This window comes from Sporosarcina obsidiansis, assembly GCF_009651005.1.
In the GTDB taxonomy this organism is placed as follows: Bacteria; Bacillota; Bacilli; order Bacillales_A; family Planococcaceae; genus Sporosarcina; species Sporosarcina obsidiansis.
In genome coordinates this window covers 1-21,989 of sequence record NZ_WHVW01000005.1, presented here as the reverse complement: position 1 = coordinate 21,989, position 21,989 = coordinate 1, and the positions used below count along the sequence as shown (strand labels likewise).

Genomic DNA, 21,989 nt, shown 5'->3' with positions numbered 1-21,989 from the left:
GGGGCTGACAGTGGAGACGCGAATTGTTCATAGGGAATCATTTATAGTGAAGGGTTATGAAATGAAAGGACCAGTTTCAGATATACCTAAATTGTGGAATCGATTAAACGAAGAACTTCAGAAAGTCCCAACCGTTTACAGGGCAGAGGAATCATTTGGTATTACATTGGGAATAGAGGGGGAAATCTTTCATTATCTAGCGGGTATCAAAGATGAGTTTTCTGTAGCCGTTTCTGATATGAAAGAAATTGTAATTCCGGGTGGTAATTTTATTGTATCAGAGGTAATTGAAGGAATAGGGAGTATTTCTGATACCTTTTCTGAAATAATGAAACAACCAGGAATACAGCTTCGGCGTAGCTATTGCTTTGAACGTTATATTCATCCATTGGGAGCTGAAGGCTATACCACTGAAGTCTGGGTAGCTATTGAAGAATAAATTCAAAATGACCAAAATAGATAAGCCGTATTCTGCAACGATATTGAATCGTTGCAGGCTACGGCTTTTTTGTGATGATGAAATTTTACCAACCTAGTCCAATCGTCAATACACAGCACATTCCTTTTTTATCTCTATATTTCATTTGAATACCGTCAGGAGTGTAGCGGGTTTCAACTAAAACAGATTCATCAATAGATGAAACTAGTTGTTCTACTTTGACTTGATTGGATTGCTGAGCGGCTTGCATAAGTTCCTTTGCAAATTGGGGCGAGTGTTCAATCTGGTTTATTATAGAATTGGCTTGCTTCATAAGTTGGTGAAATTCATGGGCAGAAAATTGAAACTTTTTCGTATCAACGGGAGGAAAGTGGCTACTATCATTTACGGCCTGTGCTTCTGTAGAAAATGGCCAGAGATGATAATAAGGTGAATAGAAATAAGGGAAACGATGCAATGAAACACTTCCTTTCAATAGATATCTGTCATCTATGTTATGAAACTCATTATCAATACGTGTTAGAGAGGTAGCATGTTAGTTACAGTCGAAAACGGGTATTTATAAGCAATAACAATGTAGTTAAGGAGCGAGTAACGTATGGCTATTGTAAACTTAGCAGTGATTTATTATAGTGCGACCGGTACTAATTATCAGCTGGCGAAGTGGGCTGCAGAAAGCGGTCAGCAGGCAGGAGCAGAGGTGAAGTTACTTCGGGTTGCCGAATTAGCGCCCCAGGAAGCGATTGATTCTAACCCTATTTGGAAAGAGCATGTAGAGGAAGCAAAGGATGTGCCGATAGCGAAAGTCGAGGATCTAGAGTGGGCGGATGCGATTATTTTCAGTATGCCGTCCAGGTTCGGGAATGTTCCGTCGCAATTGAAACAATTCTTGGACATGACAGGCGGAATATGGGCGGAAGGCAAGTTGGTTAATAAAGTGGTAAGTGCCATGTCATCAGCGGATAATCCTCACGGTGGTCAGGAAGCAACCATTAAAGCACTCTATACAACGATGATGCATTGGGGTGCGATCATTGCAGCACCAGGTTACTCGGATCCGGCTTTATTTGAAGCGGGTGGTAATCCTTATGGCGCTAGTGTGACTGTGAATAAAGAACATCAGATGGTAGAAGACGTGGAAGACGCTGTCAGATACCAAGCAGCACGTACAGTTACCATCGCTTCCTGGATTAAACAGGGTCGTCATCGTTGGCAAGAATGAGTCTGAAATATGAAAAGCCGCAGGGAAGTTTGTTCTTCCTTGCGGCTTTTCTATATTATAGTACAAGCAAGTAAGGTGATTCGATATATTTCACTAAGATAGATAAGAATTCGGCTGCCGCTACGCCATCTACAATTTGATGATCGAATGTAATACTAAGTGGAATCTTTTTGATGGCTTTGATCGTTCCGTCATCTTTTAATGCTAATTCTTCTTGAAGGGAACCAATTCCCAATATTCCTGTTTCGGTTGGATTCAGTATGGGTGTAAAATATTCGATGCCGCTTGCACCTAAGTTGGTAATAGTAAATGTAGAGCCTGAAAGGAGTGCTTGATCTACTTCGCCATTTCGTGCTCTCTCTGTGACATCTTTTAATTCATTTGCGAGTGTACCAATAGTCTTTTGATGAGCATTTTTAATGACAGGCACTAATAATCCATTTTCTAAAGAAGTCGCGATTCCTAGGTGTACTTCATCGGATTCTGTTAGTTGTCCATCCTGATACGTGGCATTCATAGGCTTGAATTCTTGCAAGGCTAAGACAGTCGCTCGTGCCAATAAAACGGTTAAACTCAACTTCAACTCGGAGTTACTGGCGCTTAATTCATTGCGCAACATCTTTTGGAAATCAATAAGTGGATCGATAGTAGCTTTGCGGTGCAAAGTTAACTGTGCGGTCTGTGTTAAACTTTCCCGCATATTTCGTGCGATTGCTTTTCGCATAGGTGATAACCCTTGACCGATAGAAACGATTGCTTCCGAAACAGTTGCTGCTGATTGATGTGTAGCAAGCTCATGCGCTGATTCTGTCTGAACTTCTGCGCCACTCTCTAGCACTCGTTCGATATCCTGTTTGGTTATACGCCCTTTGCCGCCGGATCCCGTTACCGATTGTATATCGATATTATGGTTAGCAGCCATTCGTCTAGCGAGTGGCGTGATGAAAATACGATCTGAACGCTGGTGTTTTGTAACTCCTTGCTGTTTAGGCATGTCTGCTGGTGATGCTGGTTTTTCGAATTCCGTTATCTCTACGCTGACAGGGTCTATATCTTTTTTATCAGTAGGGGACGGCTTTTCCCCTTCTTCGCCAATAACTGCGAGAGCATCTCCCACTTTCAACTCGTCCTCCACGTCACCGAACTTCTCTAATAGGATACCTGAATTTGGAGCCTCTACATCTTGATTTAGCTTTTCAGAGCTGATCATTAAAACAGGTTCGCCTTTTTCAACAGCGTCACCTACGTCTTTATACCATTCAGTAATAGTGCCTTCTGTCATCGTCATACCTAATTTAGGCATTACAATTGTTTCGCTCATTTATTCCACCTCCTACATCACATGAGATTTCTTTAGGTCTTCAATGATTTCATCTGCTACACGCAATACCTTATCAGCATCTGGAATATATGCTTTTTCTAAATTAGCCGCAAACGGTACAGGGGTGTTCGGTGCGCAAACTGTTTTGATTGGTCCATCTAGATAATCAAATGCTTTGTCAGCTATAACAGAAGCAATGTCTGTGGCTGTATTATTGTGTGGATTGGATTCGTCAATCACGATGAGACGGCCTGTTTTCTTCACGGATTCAATAACCGTTTCTTGATCCCATGGGGCAATCGTCCGTAAATCGATAACTTCTACGTCGACACCATCAGGATTCAGTCGCTCTGCCACTTCTTGAGCAACTTGTACCATTTTGCCGATTGCTACAATCGTGAGGTCACTTCCTTCACGCACAACATTTGCTTTACCAATTTCAATTGTATAATAGTCTTCTGGTACATCTCCTTTGACGCCATAAAGCATTTTATCTTCTGAGAAGACGACCAGGTTATCGTCTTCGATTGCTGCCAGCATCAGCCCTTTGGCATCGTAGGGATTGGAAGGAACGACAACTTTTACACCAGGGATTGCACCAAATAATCCGTATAGTGTTTGGGAATGTTGAGCTGCAGCGCCCGCGCCTGCTCCATGGACAGTGCGTACGGTAAGAGGAATTTTTGCTTTCCCGCCAAACATATAACGCATTTTCGCTCCTTGGTTCAATATCGGATCTAGTGCAAAACCAACAAAATCGTTGAACATCAATTCTGCAATTGGGCGCAAGCCAGTTGCTGCTGCACCGACAGCCGCACTAAAGTAGCCATGTTCTGCAATCGGTGTATCGATGACGCGTTCGCGACCAAATTCAGTTACTAGCCCTTTAGATAAACCGAATACACCTCCAAATGCGTCATCATATCTACCGTCTTCGTGGACCAAATGATCAACTTCTGCCCCACCTGCAACATCAGTGCCGATGAGAATAACCGTTTCATCTTTACGCATGGATTGCGCCATGGCTTCATTGATTGCTGTCATAAATGTGACTGTTCTTTCCGTCATCGTAAGTTCCCCCTTTTCTTATGCGAAAATATCCGTATATAGAGTAGATACATCTGGAAGTGGACTTGCTTCTGCAAAAGCAACTGCATCTTCGATCGTTTTCTTTGCATTGGCTTCAATTTCATCTGCCTGTTCTGCAGTCATCCACTTGTTTTTTGTAGCCTTTTCACGGAATTCTATGATCGGATCTCGGTCCTTGTTCGGGTCTTGATTAGTTTTATATTTCTGTTCGTCGCCTTCGAAATGTCCAAAATGTCGGTACGTATCGCACTCAATTAACGTAGGACCCTCTCCGGCTTTTGCACGTTGGATTGCTTTTTCTGTAGCCTTGTAAACTGCTTCTGCATCCATTCCGTCGACACGAACGCCAGGCATATTATAAGCAGGAGCTCTTTCGGCTACTGTTTCAGATGCTGAGGCATAGCGGAAAGGTGTACCTTCGCCAAATTGGTTATTTTCACAAACAAAAATGACCGGTAAGTCTAAGATGGATGCTAAGTTTAGACCTTCATGGAATGTACCTTCATTAGATGCTCCATCTCCAAAGAAACAGACTGCCACATGATCTTTTCCTAATGTTTTGATGGTTAATGCGGCACCTGCTGCCAATCCAAATCCACCGCCAACAATCCCATTCGCACCTAGCATCCCTCGATCTACGTCAGCAACGTGCATGGAACCACCTTTTCCACCGCCTAGACCGTCTTTTTTACCCATGATTTCAGCCATCATCCCTTTAATATCACAGCCTTTTGCAATGGCATGTCCGTGACCCCGGTGCGTACTGGTAATATAATCTTCGTCGTCTAGTAACGCCATCACACCAGTAGCCACGGCTTCCTCACCTGCGTATAAGTGGACAAATCCAGGGATGAGCCCTTTTCCGAATGTGTAATGCACTTCCTCTTCAAAAAAGCGAATTTCATTCATTTTCTGATAAATCCATAGTGCCGTTTGCTGATCCATAATAAATTCCTCCTTTATGACATTCTATTTATGAATAGCTAGTCCGAAAAATGCGTTTGCGCTTTCACCTATCGCCTCTGACACAGTAGGGTGGGCTTGCACTAAGTTGGATAGCTCAAACATCGTACCTTCTGTCAATTTAACCGCTGATACTTCTTGAATTAACTCTGTCGCATTTGGCGCAACGATCACGGCTCCAAGAATTTCACCGTATGTTGTATCAGCAATAATTTTGACAAAACCGTCTGTCTCATCCATGGCAAGTGCTCTGCCATTTCCAGATAGAGAAGAGAGAGTCGTTCTTACTTGATAGCCTTTTTCCAATGCTTCTTGTTCACTAAGCCCAAATGAAGCGATTTCAGGATGCGTATAGATGCAACGTGGAATGGAAGTGGTATTCAGCAGTGAAATGTCTTCACCTAGGATCGCTTGGACAGCTGTGAGTCCTTCTGCACTCGCTGCATGTGCCAATTGATAGCCGCCAATAACATCACCTATTGCATAAATATGTTTCACGCTCGTCTCATAATGTTCGTCTACGGCAATATAGCGACCTAATTCATCGAGCTGTAAATCTAATGTATTGGCTATTTCTAGATTAGGTGTTCTACCTGTAGCAACAAGAAGTTGGTCGTATGAGTAGTACGTTCCTTCCACAAGAACACCTTCTTTTGAAACGCTTTCAATTTTCGCGCTCGTAATAAGACGTACACCCATTTTTTTTAAGCGTTTTGATATGACTTTTCGTGCATCTTCATCTTCTGTTAGTAAAATATCGTTAGCCACTTCAAGCACAGTGACAGATGATCCTAGAGGCGCCATGGCAAATGCAAGCTCGATAGCAATGACACCGCCTCCGATGATCACAAGTGATTTAGGTAGCTCTTGAAGTTTGAAAAATGAATTGGTAGTTAAATAGTCGACGTGCTCGATTCCTGGAATAGATGGAATATAAGGTTTGCTACCAGTTGCTAAAATCACGTCTTGAGCTTGTACCTGTTTATTACCAATCGTTACGACTAGCTCTTTATTGATTTCAGCAGTTCCATGAAACAATGAAATTTGATTTTTCTTTAGTAGATAATGAATGCCTTGAGTTAGTGTCTCTACTACGTGGTCTTTTCGCTTCATTAATTTAAGAAAATCAATTGACATAGATTCCGTCTGAATTCCCCATTCATTTGCTTTGTGAATGACTTGGATCATTTCACTGTATTGCAAAAGCGTTTTAGAAGGGATACAGCCGACGTGTAGGCAGGTTCCACCAAGCTTCTCTTTTTCTACAAGTGCTACTTTTTTTCCCGATTGAGCTGCGCGGATCGCTGCAACATAACCACCAGGACCAGCTCCAATCACAGCTAAATCTACTGTTTCCATAACTCCACATCACCTGCTTTCGTTATAATCGCTAAGGCTTTTCATCAACATGTTCTCACTTACTCATTTTGTAAAGTCTAGACAAATTGATGGTTCATTAATCTATATTGCAAAAAGCATGCCGAAAGAAAAGAAATCTTTAATCAACATTGAATCTATCGGACTTATCAGATAATTGGATGTGTTTCAAGTTGAATTGAACAATGGAGAAAGTGTCTCATTGAGACAGGAAAATGTCTCAATGTAGCAAAAAGCCTCTAACAGATTGTGTAAATCTGTTAGAGGCTTGACTAACGAGTCGTAATATTAAATTTCTTCATTTGGCGGTACATAGTGGCTCTTGAAATACCGAGACGTTTGGCGGCATGTGTAACAATTCTATTTTCAGCTTGTAAGGCTTCGAGTAACTGTTCTTTTTCTGTCTGCTGAAGATTATCAGTTAGCTCACAAGGCAGGTGAATAGGTGTGAGAATTTCACCTTCCATGTTAAATAACGCTTGTTGAATAACATTTTTTAATTCGCGAATATTGCCTGGCCAATGATAATCTGTGAGACACTTTACTGTCTCTGAAGTGAGTTGCACATGCTGTTTTCCAAATTGTCCGCTCAGTTCATCAATAAAACGCTGGGTTAACGCAGGAACATCAGCGATTCGATCGCGAAGAGAGGGTATCGTTAATTGGATGATCTTCAGGCGATACAATAGGTCTTCACGAAAGAGACCATCTGCTACAGCACGTGACAAATCGCGATGAGTGGCTGCAATGATACGGACATCAATTGGGATTGCCTTTGCACTACCAATTCTTGTCACCTCACGTTCTTCAAGAATGCGTAGCAAATGAACTTGAAGATCGAGGGGCATATCACCAATTTCATCCAAGAAAATAGTTCCGCCTTGTGCCATTTCAAATTTACCTGGACTGCCCTTCGCCCTAGCACCAGTAAATGCACCTGCTTCGTAGCCCGATAATTCACTTTCCAGTAAGCCCTGTGGAACAGCGCCGCAATTGATGGCAATAAAGGGTTTATTCCTTCTATCGCTCGCCTGATGAATGGCTTGTGCAAACACTTCTTTCCCTGTGCCGGTCTCTCCTGAAAGCAAAATTGTTGCATCAATAGTGGCTGCCTTTTTTGCTTGTTTCAGAACGTGGGAAAAAGCAGTAGATGAACCGGTTATATACTGAAAAGAATTAGTTACCATCTTCTGAGTAGTATTCTCTATGATCTGTTTATTCTGATGTTTCGACAAGGTTCTAGTTTGCTTTAGAAATATAACAGCACCTAGATACATATCTTGGAATGAAATGGGATGGATGGAGCAATTATATGTCTGTTTTGTATGTTGCATTTTCAATACTTCATTCAAAATTTTCTTGCCGCTTAGCATTGAATGATTTAAAAGCTCGTCTAGTCCATTAAAGGATTGGATTTGAGAGACTTTAGAAAGAATTGGATCGAAGAGCGCAGTTTTATTTCTTTCTATAATATTTTTGTTGCTATCTATCACCAAAATAGCCTCTTCTATTTCTTCCATAGCGGCTGTTAAGAAAAGATTCTCCCGTATTGCATTTTCATATACCTGACCAATAATCAAATTCGATAAATTATGGGTTTCTGCAATAATAAGTTTAAATGTATGAGGATGGACTTTAGGATTAGATCCTGCGATATTGACAATCCCTAGTAATTCTTTTGTGAAAGGTGCAGTAATAGGTGTAGCTACACAATACCAATCATGATTCTTTTCACAAAAATGCTCAGAAAATAAAACTTGAGCGGATTGTTTGGTTTTCAAAGTGACTCCGACAGCATTTGTACCTGCAGATTTCTCACTCCATGTGCCGCCAGCAAAGATGTTAAGTCTTTCAGCACGTTTTAGTGTTTGCTTGTCTCCCCATGACTGCAAAATAGTACCTTGACGGTCTGTAATGGAAAGCATAGTTTGGGTTTCATGTAATAAATCGAAATAGTGAGAGATTCGTGTAGTTGCATACGATAGCAATTGCTCATTTTGCCGTAAACGATTATCTAAATCATGGTGGGGGATAATTTCTTGAATTTTAGTTTGAAAAGGATTCACGCCAAGTTTCTTAGAGTTCTTCCATGACTCAGAAATTTCGAGACGAATTGAATCATCTGAGTGTATACCGATCTCTTGATACTGTTTCCAGGCTGTTTTAGCTGACAGATTGAATTCATAGGGTTCGAGAATTGCTTTTTTGAGTAATTGATTCATATCGATACCTCCAAACTGTTAGTTATAAGCTAGAGAATACTACTGAATATTTAGACTATAGCATATGAAATAGTTTCTATGTGAAAGGTAGCTGGATTTAGATGAATTTCCCTATCGAAATATTCGAAAAACGTGTTATGATATAGATAAATAAATGAAAGCGTATCCAAAGAGAGGTACGATCGTATGGTTAGGTCTTAAGGAGGTATGAGGTATGGAGATGGTTCTCCAGCAAAAGCAGGAATTAAGTTTGCGGATGACGACAGAGCTACGTCAAGCCATTGAGTTATTGCAATTATCTACTTATGATCTGGAACAATATATACGGGAACAGGAATTGGAAAACCCGCTTATTGAGTTAAAGGAATCAATGAGCAACGACTCGTTTCAGGAACGAGCAACGAGAACGATTTCTGGACAGGGAGCAGAGCAGCAGGATTGGATCAGGCAGCAAGAGGAGAGTCAACGCGAACAACTAATCAAGCAAGTGAATGTAAGTTTTCCAGATTACGATACGCAGCAGCTTCTAAAGACGTTGATACACAACTTAGATGATAATGGGTATTTATCAGCAGATATGCATTTCGTGGAAACGTCTCAAATAGAATTAGGAATAGAGCTATTACAACAAATCGGTCCCCCAGGCATTGGGGCACGAAATTTACAGGAATGTCTTTTACTTCAGGTTTGGCAAAGTAAGGAATGTCCAGAATTCGCTGAGACTTTTATTCGTGAGTACCTACCGTTAGTTGCCGAACGTAAATGGCAAGAAATTGCGAAAGGTATGGGCATTTCATTGCCTCAAGTAAACGAATTGCATGAGTATGTACTTACACTGAATCCGCGGCCTTGTCCGGATCTTGCACTTGCGACCACAGAATTTATGGTTCCAGATATTATCGTAGAAGAGACGGAAGGCAAACTATCGTTTCATTTGAATGATAGAGGATTACCGAAAATTGGTTTGCACCGGGAGTATGTATCATCTTTGCAAGAAAAATCTGAGCTCTCTTCGTACTTGCGAGACTACCATAAAAAAGCCCAGTGGTTATTGTCGAGCATTGAGCAACGACGTCATACAATTATCCGTATTGTGACGAATTTGATTGAAAAACAGGAAGCTTTTTTTAAGGAAGGCTATGAAGCATTACAGCCGATGACGTTAAAGGAAATCGCGGATAGTATCGAGATGCATGAATCCACAGTGAGTCGTGCAGTATCGAATAAAATTATGCAGACGCCGATTGGATCCTTCGAAATGCGCACGTTGTTCACCTCTAAATTATCCAGTCAAGATGGTAATTGCATCTCACAATCTGCGGTCAAGTCTTTGCTGCAAACCCTGATTGCAAAAGAAGATAAACGAAAGCCGTTATCCGATCAAAAAATCGCTGACTATTTTATAGAAGAGCAAGGAATTACCATATCTAGAAGAACGGTGAGCAAGTATCGGGAAGAATTGAAAATCCCTTCATCGAGCAAGAGAAAAGGGATTCTGTGAAAAGTTAGCATACAAAGACGAGCCCATCACATCGGTTGTGATGGGCTTAGCTTGTAGACAAACTCCAAAAACTAAAAAGTATGCTCACACCCTTTAATTGTACAATTGTCTTAGCACTTTACTGTTTATTCTATAATATGAACTTAACAACCGCTTTTAATCATTCAGATGAAGAGGCAATAACTACTAAAAAATCAATGAAATACGCTAGTTGATCGTAGTGGAAGGCAACCTAAGTTCGCCGCGTCCTGCGGCAACGGTTGCATGACTCACTTCGTGTGAGCCCGCGGCAAAATCGACTCCTTGGGGATCAGCGTGCGTCTTGAGACCCCGCAGGTAGCGAAAGCCGTTGCGAAGGACGGCTTTTGCGAGTAAAAGCGTAGCGTTAGGAGCACCGCTGTATAATTTCTGCAAAAAGCCGCAGAAATTATACAAATCGAACCCTTCGCTGTTCGATTGGCTCAAGCCACGCCCCCAGGAAAGCGTCCGTCTGGAACGCAGATCAACGGTAGCATGACCACTTTCTATATCTTTTGTCTACAGTCTGAGCCCATCACATCGGTTGTGATGGGCTTTCTTTTATTTCTTTTAGTTGTGAACGCTTCTCCGTGTACATGACCAACCGAATGCTCGCTTCATAAAGCAGGATCATCGGAATGAGAACGATGAGTTGACTGAGAAAATCGGGTGGGGTGATCAACGCTGACAGAACTGCCAATACTACATAAGACCACTTTCTCACCTTCTTCATCGTATCACCTGTCAATAAACCGGTTGCTGCTAAAAACATAGCAACCATCGGCAATTCAAATAGTAATCCGATGGGCATGGTGGTGAGTAGTAAAAAACGTGCATACTCCTGTGCTGAAATCATCACATCGAAATTCATTGTGCCAAGCGAAATAAGGAAATTATAACTCAGCGGATTGACGATAAAATAGCCAAATGCTAAACCCATAGCAAATAAAATGAACATCACGGGAGAATAAAAACTGAGGAAACGGCTCTCTTGTTCATTCAATCCAGGCTTCACAAATTGCCATAAAAAGTAACAAAGAAATGGCAGCGCTAAACCGAATGCCAACGCAGCGGAAATTGACATATAAAATGTAATAATCTCCATCGGGCTCAAGACAATTAATTTGTGGCCTCTTGTGACAAAGGGAAACCACAAATTAATCGTACTGAAGACTACAGTGAAGAAGAGTAAAAAGACGGCAATACTTTTAATCAGTTGTGTTCGTAAATCTGTTAAATGTTCAACAAGTGTCGGTTCTATCGCGGAATCGAGCAAAATAGCATCAGTTGCTTTTGCGGATTCAACTTCTTCGTTAGCTTGTTGTCCTTCTTTTGCAACCGTCATTTATTTCACCTGCTCTTGTATTTCAGTTTTCTTCTTGTGTTCGATTTCATCGTCGTCCATGATATCTTTTGCGGATTTTTTAAATTCCGCTAATGTTTTACCGATTGCAGAGCCGACTTCTGGTAATTTTCGAGGACCAAATAATATTAAAATAATGACTAAGATAATAATTAAACCTGGTACTCCAATGGCTGCTAAATTCATAGCTTCTCCTCCTTTCTTCTCCTGAAAATCATTTCCTATGCCTAGGATAGGCTGTTTGCTACGATCTAATACAGATCTTCAAGCTTTTTTATCTGAATTCAACAGAAAATCTTCTCTTCTAATGAAAGTAAGTATTTTTCCGGACAGTGTTATGTCAAACTTCTGATGAACAGAGGAACTTATGCTAAGTCCACCGTGTCCTATGGCAACGCCTGAGTAACCAGCATCATGCTGGCTCAAAGCTTCCGGATGCAATTACGCCTAGGCGCAATTTATTCGTTTGGGATTTAAGCTCTCCCTAATTGGTCATAAATCGCTTGGATCTAGTTATTTGATCCAACCACTACTCATGAATTATTCCTAATCTTTTGATTAAAATTACTACCAACCGGACAACCTAACTGACAACTACTTACACGCTTAGAAAGAAGTGATGAGGTTGGATAGATCTGAACAACAGACAGTAATGCCTGCCTATTTGAATCGACTAGCCAAACAGTTAGAACCATCTGCTGATGTGGTGAAAAAGACGCTGAAAAGAAAAGGGGATATTGTCCATATACTGTATTTAAAAAGCGTTGTAGATATGATGCAATTACAAGCAATCGTGGTCAAACCTTTCTATGAAATATCAGAGGATCAAGATTTTGCAGAGTATATAAAGTGTTTGCCTTATGAAACGAAGATGCCGACCGGCGATGAGGAAGTCCTAATTGAAATTACTAAAGGGAATGTCTTCGTTATGATCGGAAAGCAAATCACTTTACTTGAATTAAAAATGGTGGCTGCAAGTGCAGTGCAAGAAGCCAAAATGGAACCTACCATCCATGGGCCACAATTAGGGCTAAGTGAAAGCATTGAGACAAATATTAATCTAATTCGCCAACGGTATCATCAACCTTCCTTGATAATCGAAACGTTGCAACTTGATGAATGCTCAAATCGTTCCATTGCTCTTTTTTATGATAAAGATAGAGTGAAACCGAAGTTGCTTGAGAACATAAAAAAACGCCTGAAAACGTTAGACGTAGAGCTTGTGCAAGGCGGAGCAGACTTGCAGTATTACTTGAACAATAAAAAGTATAGTTTGTTCCCCACGAGTCTTCTTACTGAGCGACCTGATCGAATTCTTCATAATATGACTGCTGGAAAAGTTGTTATCATGGTCGACGGCAGTCCTCATGCAATCATTGCTCCTATCGTGTTTTTTGACTTCATGTTGTCCATGGAAGATACGTATTACTCATTTTGGGTCGTTATGTTGATTCGATTTCTTCGCTATGGCGGGTTGCTTACATGTATCATGCTGCCTGCAATGTACGTCGGCATTACCTCGTACACACCGGATGTCTTTCGGACGGAGCTTGCTCTGACGGTAGCCGCCAGTCGAATTGGCGTACCTTATCCTTCCTTTATTGAAGTTTTCTTCATGCTCGTATTTATTGAGTTGTTGACTGAGGCGAGCATGCGGCTACCTACGATGATTAGTGCGACAGCAACGACTGTTGGTGGTTTAATCTTAGGCACAGCTGCTGTCGACGCGGCATTGACATCTAATATTATGGTTATCGTCGTGTCCCTTGTGGCAATTTCGACTTTTGTCATACCAATCAGTGAAATGAGTTATGCCGTAAGAGCTAGTCGATTTATGTTATTACTCTATACGACTGCATTTGGACTTGCGGGTCTCGTTCTTGGCACATTAGGATTAGTCATGTATTTAATAAACAAAGATAGTTTTGGAGAGCCTTATTTACGGATGTTTTGGCAAAATCGTCAAGAGGAATTGAAGGCGGATAAGGGATGAGCCGTTTTGTATATTATTTAATTATCTCCAATATGGTTGCCAATATTATCGCTTCTGTACCCAGAATTCTGTTGGGGAAAAGCGAGGGCGGGGCCATTTTGACCATGATTATGGCTTTGTTTTTCGGTGTGTTAATAAATTGGTTATTAATTAGGACATTTAGTTCCTTTCCAGGAAAGAGTCTTCCTCAAATATTAGATTTATACGTAAGTAAGTGGGTGTCCCTTCCTGCACTATTTACGCTTGGAGTAGTTTGGTACACTGCTGGACTGCAGACATTAATCTCGTATGTCGATCTACTTCTTCGATTTCTCACTCCCGAGATGTCTGTCTATACGATTTTTGCTACGTTCGTACTAGTGATTTCGTTCGGAATGGTAATGCAAAGCCGTAATGTATTAAGTACACTGGAAGTTGTTTTTGTAATGCTTCTTCCGTTAGCTATCTATTTTTTAGTGAAAATTTATTTTAATGAGCAGTTGAATTGGGATCATGTGAAGGTAGCCGTTATGTATATTGATCACCCGCCAAACTATACAGTTTTTGCTGCAGCGTCTTATTTATTCGTAGGCGCGTTTGATATTATTGTATTCAATTCTCTACTGAAGAAGAAAATGGTGTTTGGTTTTAAGCAAGCAGCTATTGTCCTATTGCTTGGAACATTCACTTTAATTACTACGTATTTTGTCCCTATTGGTATATTAGGCTTCGACAAGATTGAAGATATTATTTATCCTTGGATCCTTACGAGTGATTCCGTACGGATGAAATTTGGTGTAATTGAAAGAGTTATCTTTATTTTTCTACTCATCTTCTTGGCTATTGCATTTTTAAATATTATGATCCATTGGCACGTCTCCTTTAAGTTATTTAAACATATATTTCAGCTGGACAAGCTCCAGTCACGTAAGAAGAATATCGCCAAGTCTGTAATCATTGTGATATTCTGGGCGGCTGCACTTTTTATCACTATTCAAGTGACAGAATATGACTTATTTCTATACAGCATCTACTTTTTTAATATCATGCCAGTTATAGTCATTGGATTAATTGGTATTTTACTTGTTGTGAAGAGGAGGGCGAAGTCATGAAACGTCATATTTTCTCTATTCTGAAACCATCTGTAATTGTGATGCTTCTCTTCACACTTTTACTACAGACTGGATGTGCTTTTAAAGATATTGATAAACGGCTCTTTATTTCTGCAATAGGAATAGATCCTCCTGAAAAATCAGATGAAGGGTATAAGGTCACTTTGAAAGTAGCTCTGCCATTTGGAGCCATTAAGGAATCCGCAAAATCAAGTTATGCCTATCTCACGGAGGAAGGTGAATCCATTGGAGAGATTATCCGCATGTTAGAAACACATGTTGATAAAGTGTTGGAGTTTGGACATATGAAAACAATTGTCATTCATCAAGATCTTATGGCAGATAATATGGATACCTTTATGGATTATTTTTTTAGACGGGGAGATATTCAATTAATTGCGTATGTAGCAGGAGCCAATCCTTCAGCAGAAGATATCTTACGGGTCGAACCACAAACAGAAGCGCCAGCCTCACTATCTTTGTTTAACTTTTTTGGGGATACAGCCACCGAAAGTCCCTATATTGTCACCACATTTTTATTTCAATTCCGTAAAGATTTAATTTCGGATGGTATTAATCCCGTACTGCCATTAGTAGAGACAACTAAAGAACATGACGAGTTAGTTGTAAATAATGCGATTGTTGTAGGAAAACAACAGGAACCAGTTGAACTTAGCAATATGGAAACTAAATATTATAACTCTCTATTCAAGGGCTCATCTGGCTTCTCGTATAAAGTGGAACACGGAGATGATAGACTTCTTCTAAATATTAGCAGGATCGATATGGACTATGAGATTCTTACAAAGAACGACGTACCGAAAGTGATTGAAATGAATGTGAAGATGAGTGGTATTGTGGGGGAGTCCAAACACCCGCTTACCCTCTCCAAATTGGATGAGTATAATCAATTCTCATCGGAAGAAGTGAAACGAAAAATACACAGTCTGTTAAAAAATATGCAGGAAAAGTCCGTGGATCCTTTTGGGTTTGGACTACGTTATCGTGCGACTAGACAATATCATGAAGATATATATCGTACGTGGGAAAAAGCGTATCCTGATATAGAATTTAAAGTGAATGTAGAAGTAAAGTTACAAAGCACGGGAACTATAGAATAACTTGTGATAGAGAATGACAGGGAGAGTTAATTAAAAGTTGGATATATAATAAGTGCATGAAAGAGCCCTGTCGCTGATGACAGGGCTTTATTTCTTGTTATTTTCGGTTATTTCTACGTTCTTTGTTTTGATTTTCGTCTTGCTTTTGACGTTTTTGGTCAAAGTCGAACTCTTCACCAAACTCCATATTTTCTACTTGATCTTGTCGTTCACGCTGATTTTGTTGATCTTGACGCTGACGTTCGCTTTTTCGATTATTCATTGGATGCACTTCCTTATAAGTTGTTAGATGATGACATCTACATGAATAGATTGAGCAAAATTCAGCATATTATGAGTGGGAAAAAATACTTGAACAAAATTAGAAACAAAAAACTCCGCATGCACGAATGCATAGCAGAGTGATCATTGCTCATGTTATGTGAAGAGGAGGAGGGATAATCCACCCTTTTGATTTGTTTAAGCTCAGAAGTTTTGCGCCAAATGCAACTTTTTCCATATGATATTTCGCGAACATCGCGGCAATGTCTTCACGCAAACATTGACCCATCGCCATACTGCATGATACAAGTCCTTGCCCTACATTAATCGATACTGCTGCACTGATTTCAGGATCCATGAAGCGTGCGCCAGCCGGAATTTCCTCTGAATTTGCTTTTGGTCTCTCTGGCAAAGCAGGGGGAGGAGTGATTCCGTTTGCTTTCAGAAGCTTACCGAGTTCTTTATTCGAGGCTTTCATCGTTTTAATCGCCTCCTCTAACAATTCGATCAAATCAGCGTCCTCCGCATGATTAATAAACGCTTCATACCCGCTGACTAACCCGTTATTTGCCCCCATAAATGCCCAAATAGCAGTTATTTCACCGTAATGCATTGGTTCGTCTTTTGGATTGCCGTCTAAAATACCCAAGATTTCCACTCCTTATGTCATGATGATTTTCAAGAGTAGTTTCTACGGAAATCCATTTTTCATACATTCATTTTTTATAAGTCGTCACAAAAGAAGGTCTTGGGAAGATATTTGGCCGTTGATCGACGCCTTCTTCTGTACCACGCTTCGCATGTGCTTTTCCATATGCTTGTGATTTTTGCCAATTCTCAAATGACGCTTCATCTTCCCACATCGTCAAAATCACGTACGTATCGGTATCTATAGGACGTAATACACGAATTGCTACGAATCCTGGTTCCGCTTCGATCAAACGTGCACGATTATTGAATCGCTGCTCGAAAATCTCACGTCCGTTTTCTGAAACAGGGATGTTATTTAGGACAGCAAATCGACCTGATGGCAGATCTCCACTTTGATCCAAAATCTCATATGCTATCGTGTTTTCCAAGTTTGTTGTTTCTGCCTCTTGTAATACGAGAACTTCCTGGTCATTGTTCAATAATAGTGCACGTGATTCTTCAGGTAAGTTTCCTGCTTCTTCTAGCGGACCTGTCCATTTAAAGAGTTTCATTACTAGCACCTCATTTTCTTGTTTACTCTTTATTTAACCAAAGATTGAAAAGGCTTTCAATGAATAAGGAATAGTGGGTCAAAGTTTGAGTCAAAATGAATCGGGAAGAATAATAAAGAAATTACCATTAGGAGGCGATCGGATGAATAGTAAATATGAAGAAGTATTGCGTGTATTGGAAGATTGTGTGAAGGCTTGTAACAATTGTTTCGATGCATGCCTGAAAGAAGATGTCAAGATGATGGCGGATTGTATTCTCTTGGACAGAGAGTGCGCGGAAAGTTGTACTTACACGATTCAAGCCATTACACGCAATAGTCCATTCACTGTACAAATTTTGAAGTTATGTGCGAACATTTGTGAAAAATGTGCAGAGGAATGCGGAAAACACGATCATGATCATTGTCAGAAGTGCGCGGTGGCTTGTCGAAAATGTACGGAAGCTTGTCGAAAAGTGGCAGCTTAACATTAATAATAATGTTAAAACAGTTGAGGCGAAGTCCATCTGGACTTCGCCTCAACTGTTTAGTTCTATTTACGAATTATTTGAAGTGAGATGTTCATCGAATGCATCGATAATATGAAGAAAATGATCTGCTTCACGATACACATGGTCGGCGAGAAGTGCAGGGATATTACTCTTAATTCGACAAGCCTCAATTAAATCTCTAGCTGTTTTCTTAAAATCTCGGAGTGATACAACAGATACACGGTTTTGATCAAGAAATTGGTCCAGTAACGGAACTGTTTCTGATTGTGGACGCATATGATCCAAGTCTTGTGCCTGAAATAGTAGTTGATCAAAGTCGTGGCTAAAATCTCTTGCCTGTTCTACGAGTTTTCGTTCAGATGGATCTAACAAATGACCGATAAATTTTGCATGGTCTGCCATGATCTTTAAGAAAAACACATTCTCCTTAATAATGGCTTCCGGCAATGGTTTTAATTTGCCTTCATTCAATTCCACTAAACGTTTAGCGAAATAAGCAGCTTCTCTACTCGTATGGTCAACAAGCAAAGGCATATTGTTCGTTACAATCTCACAACGCAATTGTAATCCAAGCACCTTGCGTTTATAAGCCCAAATGGATGCGGCAGCCTCATATACCTGTACGTTCAATTGCCGAATTACTTCTGGGTCCGTATTTTCGTTATAATCGCGAATTTGTTCTTCAATTCGTTCAAATAAGTCCATATAGTATCTGGCCTCTTGAATGAGTTGTGTCTGATCAACGGTAAATCCCATACTTAAAAAGAATGTATGTTCCTTCATTATCCTTGACCAAAAGCGAATTTCCTCTAATGATTGCGTAACGAAAGATGTAATCTCCAAGTCTCTCCTCTTGAGCGTTTTAACTCATTCTATGTATCCATTGAGAGTAATAGACTTTACTATATTGAAGATACAAAAAAGCACCATTCATAAAGAATGATGCCTGTTGTTAAATCGATGTAAGCCGTCTTTGCCGTAGTTTAGTCATAGAAAGTTTTAAACCACCACTCCTCAAAGTGGGTGTTTGCGGAAACGTTCCTGTATGTTCGGATTGCTTGAAAGGAATCCGATATGCCATTTCCGTTTCGTAATAAACTCCCTGTTACAGCTTAAAGGTTAAAACTTAATGTACATACGAACAATACAGCTTGTAGATTTATCATACACCCCGAGTTGAAAAAATGCAAATGGGAATTATTGTACCGGTATGAAACCAATTGGTTCGCATAAACGTATAGAAAAGAAACGACGAAGGGCGGAACTTTTATGGAAACGAATGAAATGTCTTCGAGAAATCATGAAATGGTTACGAGACAAGCTCAGGAACTCAGTACGCTGGATTCTGAAGTAAAAGAGTTGCGCGATGAGGTGAAGCAGCTACGGGAAGACTTGGAACTGATTAATGTCTTCCAGAAGAAGCCAATCTTGACGACGGAAATGGTTGGAACGGTTGGCGGTTTGATTATCGCAGCCCTTGTTATTATAGGAATATTTTATTAATCAGGCCACTTTCTTATGGTACTATAAAAGTATCGGGAATATAGACAGGGGTGGTCATTTTGAAAAAGGCAGTGACGGTCCAGGCAAATACAGTGGAAGAAGCAATCGGGCAAGCTCTTGACCTGTTAGAATTGTCGAGGGAAGAAGTGAAAATTGATGTACTGACTAACCCAGGGAGACGCTTGATGGGCTTGCGAAAAGTGCTAGCGGAAGTGACGGTAACAAGTATAAAACCAGTTGAAGAAAAGTCGGTAGAAAAGCCAGAACTTTCTAAAATCGAAAAGTTAGCAAGTTTATTGGACAAAGTAAATACAGACACACAAACAGCTGTGGAACATCCGGTCGCGCTAGAAATAGATGATACTTCAAATGATACAAAAACGAGTAGTGTACGTGTCCAGGGAGGAGAAATTCAGTGCCAATTCGAAGATGATCGGCTGCCATCGGTTATTCCGAATGAAAAAGCACTACTATATATTAACGGAGAACGACAAACAGAACCTACTTTAATCCGGCCAGAGGATGAAGTGAATTTAATAATTTGTGACGAAGTGATCGCACCGAAATTCACCATCCAATTGATTGAGAAAGACATGATAGCCTTACTGTCCTTTACACCGGGTAAACGAATTCAGCGTTCATTAGCAGACACTGCTTGGACTCAACGACTAGCCATTCAAGTAGAGGAAACGATAGAAATGACGAATGACCTAAAACCCCAAAATATTGTAGATGAGTTAAAGAAGATGGGTATTCAGTCAGGTCTTTTATTCCCAGCAATAAAAAAAGTAACGGAAGTCGACAAACCTTATGAATTGATTGTGGCAAAAGGAACACTTCCAATTGAAGGAACAGATGGTGATCTTGAAGTACATATCCGTTATGAAGAATTCGATCCTGACAGCGAAGAAAAAGTGGATTTTCGAGAAATGAATGCGATTACGAACGTCAAGGAAGGTCAAGTGATCGCGACACATGTCCTTCCAGTCCCAGGTACGCCAGGTAGAAATCTTCTAGGTAGAAAAATTCCTGTAAAACCTGTGCGAGACATCGTATTGCGTCTTGGAAAAAATGTCAAACAAGTCGATAATGAAATTATTACATTGATCTCAGGAAAGCCAGCTCTTGATTGGCGAGAGAAATTGGTCAAAATCGAAGTGAATAACGAATTCAACCATCCAGGTGAAGTGGATTTGGAAAGTGGCAATATCCGGTTTGAGGGAGATGTCCGTATTGGTGGAAATGTGCTGCCTTCCATGTTTGTCGGGGCAACGGGTGGAGTCTATATTGGTGGTTCGGTGACGAAAGCAACAATCCATGCGATGAAATCTGTCACAGTACGGGGCAATGTGTTGTCTTCAACAATCAGCGTCGGTAAACAGGAGGCGGCCATAAGCGAACTAGCTGGGCTTGTAAAGGAAGTAACGCATTTGCTTGTCCAGATTAAAGACGCAGTGGATCAAATTTTCGTGATTCGAGGACAGGGAGAGGCGGAGTTGAGTCCTTCTGAACTGAAACGTTTGATTTATTTATTAATGGAAAAAAGATACGCGCAGTTTGAAGAAGTGAACAAACGATTTATTCAAAAAGTACGTGCGCAAGGTGAGGCGTTTGACGAAGAATGGTCGGAAGTGGCAGAACGACTATACGATATTTTCATCAATCCGCTCAATGAAAATTTGCAGGATATGACAGATTTTGCACAGTTAATTGAAGATGCAAAAATTCTTGTCCAACTGTATGATACCGAAAGCTCGCCCCAGTCAAAACTGAGTGTGCCGTATGCCATAAATAGTACACTCTACAGTAGTGGTCATATAGAAGTATTCTCAAAAGGCGTGTATCACAGTAATCTGACAGCAGAGCAGACCATCACAATTAAAGGAGTCTGTCGTGGGGGAGAGATTTCCGCACCATTGGAAGTCCTACTCCAGGAGGCAGGTTCCGAAAGTCCAGTAAAAACTGTGATCCGCACGAGTGCAGACGGCCGAATTAAAATTGGCAAGGCGTATGTCGGAACAGAAGTCCAAGTAGGCACGCGCAAGCATGTCTTCTCAAAGGACGGAACCAATATTACGGCTCATTTGGATTCCGATGGAGAGCTGCAGCTTAGCTGAAAGATGTTTAGATACTTCAAATGGTGGAATAGTAGACTAGAACATCTAATTAAGGAGTGGTATATAATATGGCTAAAATTGCGACTGTACTAGGAGATATGTTTGAGGACTCAGAATATATGAAACCAGCTACAGCTTATAAAGACGCTGGTCATGAAGTAGAAGTAATCGGAACGGAAGCAGGAGCAGAAGTTACCGGTATGAAAGAAAATACTAAAGTGAAAATTGATAAAGGCATTGAAGATGTGAAATCATCGGATTATGATGCATTATTTATTCCCGGTGGCTTTTCTCCAGACATCTTGCGCGCGGATGATCGCTTTGTGAAATTCGTAAAGGAATTCATGGATGCAGATCAACCGGTCTTCGCCATTTGTCACGGACCGCAACTTTTGATCACAGCGAAAGCCCTTGAAGGCCGCGATGCAACAGGTTACAAATCAATTCGCGTGGATATGGAGTATGCAGGAGCGAAATATGCAGACAAAGAAGTCGTAGTCTGTCAGAATCAACTTGTTACTAGCCGCCAGCCTGATGATATTCCGGCGTTTAACCGTGAATCTTTGAAGCTTCTAGAGAAATAAAATTTAGCGTAATTAGGCTGTTCAGAAAGTCATTGAAATGAACTGCACCCCAATTGTTAGACACAACTAACAATTGGAGGTGCAGTTTTTCTATGGCAAGATTCACAGCTGA

The 21,989-nt window shown here is 40.6% G+C and carries 22 protein-coding genes and 1 other RNA gene; 10 read left to right on the top strand and 13 right to left on the bottom strand.

The window, feature by feature from the left end:
* Window positions 1-10 precede the first annotated feature (10 nt).
* Window positions 11-439 (top strand): GyrI-like domain-containing protein, encoded by a 429-nt coding sequence (locus GD002_RS05820; RefSeq protein ID WP_194841485.1) that lies wholly within the window; start codon window positions 11-13, stop codon window positions 437-439.
* Between the two features lie 85 nt (window positions 440-524).
* Here the strand turns inward: GD002_RS05820 and GD002_RS05815 are convergent, their stop codons facing one another.
* Window positions 525-896: a hypothetical protein gene (locus GD002_RS05815; RefSeq protein ID WP_153731409.1), complete on the bottom strand. Its 372-nt coding sequence runs from the start codon at window positions 894-896 to the stop codon at window positions 525-527.
* 141 nt (window positions 897-1,037) lie between these two features.
* On the opposite strand from GD002_RS05815, the gene wrbA reads away from it, so the two are divergent.
* Window positions 1,038-1,661 (top strand): NAD(P)H:quinone oxidoreductase, encoded by a 624-nt coding sequence (wrbA, locus tag GD002_RS05810; RefSeq protein WP_153731408.1) that lies wholly within the window; start codon window positions 1,038-1,040, stop codon window positions 1,659-1,661.
* Between the two features lie 55 nt (window positions 1,662-1,716).
* Here the strand turns inward: wrbA and GD002_RS05805 are convergent, their stop codons facing one another.
* The 5 genes from GD002_RS05805 to GD002_RS05785 all read right to left on the bottom strand — a co-directional run bounded on the left by GD002_RS05805 (window position 1,717) and on the right by GD002_RS05785 (window position 8,633).
* Window positions 1,717-2,982, bottom strand: coding sequence for a dihydrolipoamide acetyltransferase family protein (locus GD002_RS05805; protein WP_153731407.1), 1,266 nt, complete (start codon window positions 2,980-2,982; stop codon window positions 1,717-1,719).
* A 12-nt stretch (window positions 2,983-2,994) separates the two neighbouring features.
* On the bottom strand, window positions 2,995-4,050 hold the full coding sequence (locus GD002_RS05800) for an alpha-ketoacid dehydrogenase subunit beta (RefSeq protein WP_153731406.1): 1,056 nt from the start codon (window positions 4,048-4,050) through the stop codon (window positions 2,995-2,997).
* 18 nt (window positions 4,051-4,068) lie between these two features.
* On the bottom strand, window positions 4,069-5,016 hold the full coding sequence (locus GD002_RS05795) for a thiamine pyrophosphate-dependent dehydrogenase E1 component subunit alpha (RefSeq protein ID WP_153731405.1): 948 nt from the start codon (window positions 5,014-5,016) through the stop codon (window positions 4,069-4,071).
* Window positions 5,017-5,040: 24 nt separating this feature from the next.
* A complete protein-coding gene (lpdA, locus tag GD002_RS05790) occupies window positions 5,041-6,393 on the bottom strand; it encodes a dihydrolipoyl dehydrogenase (protein ID WP_153731404.1) in 1,353 nt (450 codons plus the stop codon).
* Between the two features lie 290 nt (window positions 6,394-6,683).
* Window positions 6,684-8,633: a sigma-54-dependent Fis family transcriptional regulator gene (locus GD002_RS05785; protein WP_153731403.1), complete on the bottom strand. Its 1,950-nt coding sequence runs from the start codon at window positions 8,631-8,633 to the stop codon at window positions 6,684-6,686.
* 214 nt (window positions 8,634-8,847) lie between these two features.
* Here GD002_RS05785 and rpoN point away from each other — a divergent pair, with 214 nt between their 5' ends.
* Window positions 8,848-10,134: an RNA polymerase factor sigma-54 gene (gene rpoN, locus GD002_RS05780; protein ID WP_153731402.1), complete on the top strand. Its 1,287-nt coding sequence runs from the start codon at window positions 8,848-8,850 to the stop codon at window positions 10,132-10,134.
* 553 nt (window positions 10,135-10,687) lie between these two features.
* On the opposite strand, the gene tatC is transcribed toward rpoN, so the two are convergent.
* Window positions 10,688-11,497, bottom strand: coding sequence for a twin-arginine translocase subunit TatC (gene tatC / locus GD002_RS05775; RefSeq protein ID WP_153731401.1), 810 nt, complete (start codon window positions 11,495-11,497; stop codon window positions 10,688-10,690).
* A complete protein-coding gene (tatA, locus tag GD002_RS05770) occupies window positions 11,498-11,701 on the bottom strand; it encodes a twin-arginine translocase TatA/TatE family subunit (protein ID WP_153731400.1) in 204 nt (67 codons plus the stop codon).
* A gap of 439 nt (window positions 11,702-12,140) precedes the next feature.
* Here tatA and GD002_RS05765 point away from each other — a divergent pair, with 439 nt between their 5' ends.
* Genes GD002_RS05765 through GD002_RS05755 form a run of 3 tightly spaced genes read left to right on the top strand, consistent with a single transcriptional unit; the run spans window position 12,141 to window position 15,720 of the window.
* The gene (locus tag GD002_RS05765; protein ID WP_228548307.1) at window positions 12,141-13,508 is read left to right on the top strand and encodes a spore germination protein; all 1,368 of its coding nucleotides are present in this window, start codon (window positions 12,141-12,143) and stop codon (window positions 13,506-13,508) included.
* Window positions 13,505-14,599, top strand: coding sequence for a GerAB/ArcD/ProY family transporter (locus GD002_RS05760; protein WP_153731399.1), 1,095 nt, complete (start codon window positions 13,505-13,507; stop codon window positions 14,597-14,599). Before GD002_RS05765 ends, GD002_RS05760 begins: the two co-directional genes overlap by 4 nt.
* Window positions 14,596-15,720, top strand: a complete 1,125-nt coding sequence (locus tag GD002_RS05755; RefSeq protein WP_153731398.1) for a Ger(x)C family spore germination protein — start codon at window positions 14,596-14,598, stop codon at window positions 15,718-15,720. The genes GD002_RS05760 and GD002_RS05755 overlap by 4 nt, the downstream gene beginning before the upstream one ends.
* A gap of 97 nt (window positions 15,721-15,817) precedes the next feature.
* Here the strand turns inward: GD002_RS05755 and GD002_RS05750 are convergent, their stop codons facing one another.
* From GD002_RS05750 to GD002_RS05740, 3 genes are all read right to left on the bottom strand, one after another.
* Complete coding sequence (locus GD002_RS05750; RefSeq protein ID WP_153731397.1) at window positions 15,818-15,982, bottom strand: hypothetical protein; 165 nt, start codon at window positions 15,980-15,982, stop codon at window positions 15,818-15,820.
* 150 nt (window positions 15,983-16,132) lie between these two features.
* Window positions 16,133-16,630 (bottom strand): DUF3231 family protein, encoded by a 498-nt coding sequence (locus GD002_RS05745; protein ID WP_153731396.1) that lies wholly within the window; start codon window positions 16,628-16,630, stop codon window positions 16,133-16,135.
* Window positions 16,631-16,697: 67 nt separating this feature from the next.
* Complete coding sequence (locus tag GD002_RS05740) at window positions 16,698-17,183, bottom strand: antibiotic biosynthesis monooxygenase family protein (protein WP_153731395.1); 486 nt, start codon at window positions 17,181-17,183, stop codon at window positions 16,698-16,700.
* A 142-nt stretch (window positions 17,184-17,325) separates the two neighbouring features.
* On the opposite strand from GD002_RS05740, the gene GD002_RS05735 reads away from it, so the two are divergent.
* Window positions 17,326-17,649, top strand: coding sequence for a four-helix bundle copper-binding protein (locus tag GD002_RS05735; RefSeq protein WP_153731394.1), 324 nt, complete (start codon window positions 17,326-17,328; stop codon window positions 17,647-17,649).
* A 69-nt stretch (window positions 17,650-17,718) separates the two neighbouring features.
* Here the strand turns inward: GD002_RS05735 and GD002_RS05730 are convergent, their stop codons facing one another.
* On the bottom strand, window positions 17,719-18,510 hold the full coding sequence (locus GD002_RS05730; protein WP_153731582.1) for a DUF2935 domain-containing protein: 792 nt from the start codon (window positions 18,508-18,510) through the stop codon (window positions 17,719-17,721).
* Between the two features lie 123 nt (window positions 18,511-18,633).
* Window positions 18,634-18,829: non-coding RNA, 6S RNA (gene ssrS, locus GD002_RS05725), on the bottom strand.
* Between the two features lie 113 nt (window positions 18,830-18,942).
* On the opposite strand from ssrS, the gene GD002_RS05720 reads away from it, so the two are divergent.
* The 3 genes from GD002_RS05720 (at window position 18,943) to GD002_RS05710 (ending at window position 21,877) form a co-directional block, all read left to right on the top strand.
* Window positions 18,943-19,176, top strand: a complete 234-nt coding sequence (locus GD002_RS05720) for a hypothetical protein (RefSeq protein ID WP_153731393.1) — start codon at window positions 18,943-18,945, stop codon at window positions 19,174-19,176.
* Between the two features lie 59 nt (window positions 19,177-19,235).
* The gene (locus GD002_RS05715) at window positions 19,236-21,293 is read left to right on the top strand and encodes a FapA family protein (protein ID WP_194841484.1); all 2,058 of its coding nucleotides are present in this window, start codon (window positions 19,236-19,238) and stop codon (window positions 21,291-21,293) included.
* Between the two features lie 68 nt (window positions 21,294-21,361).
* Window positions 21,362-21,877, top strand: a complete 516-nt coding sequence (locus GD002_RS05710) for a type 1 glutamine amidotransferase domain-containing protein (RefSeq protein WP_153731391.1) — start codon at window positions 21,362-21,364, stop codon at window positions 21,875-21,877.
* The last annotated feature ends 112 nt before the right edge of the window (window positions 21,878-21,989 follow it).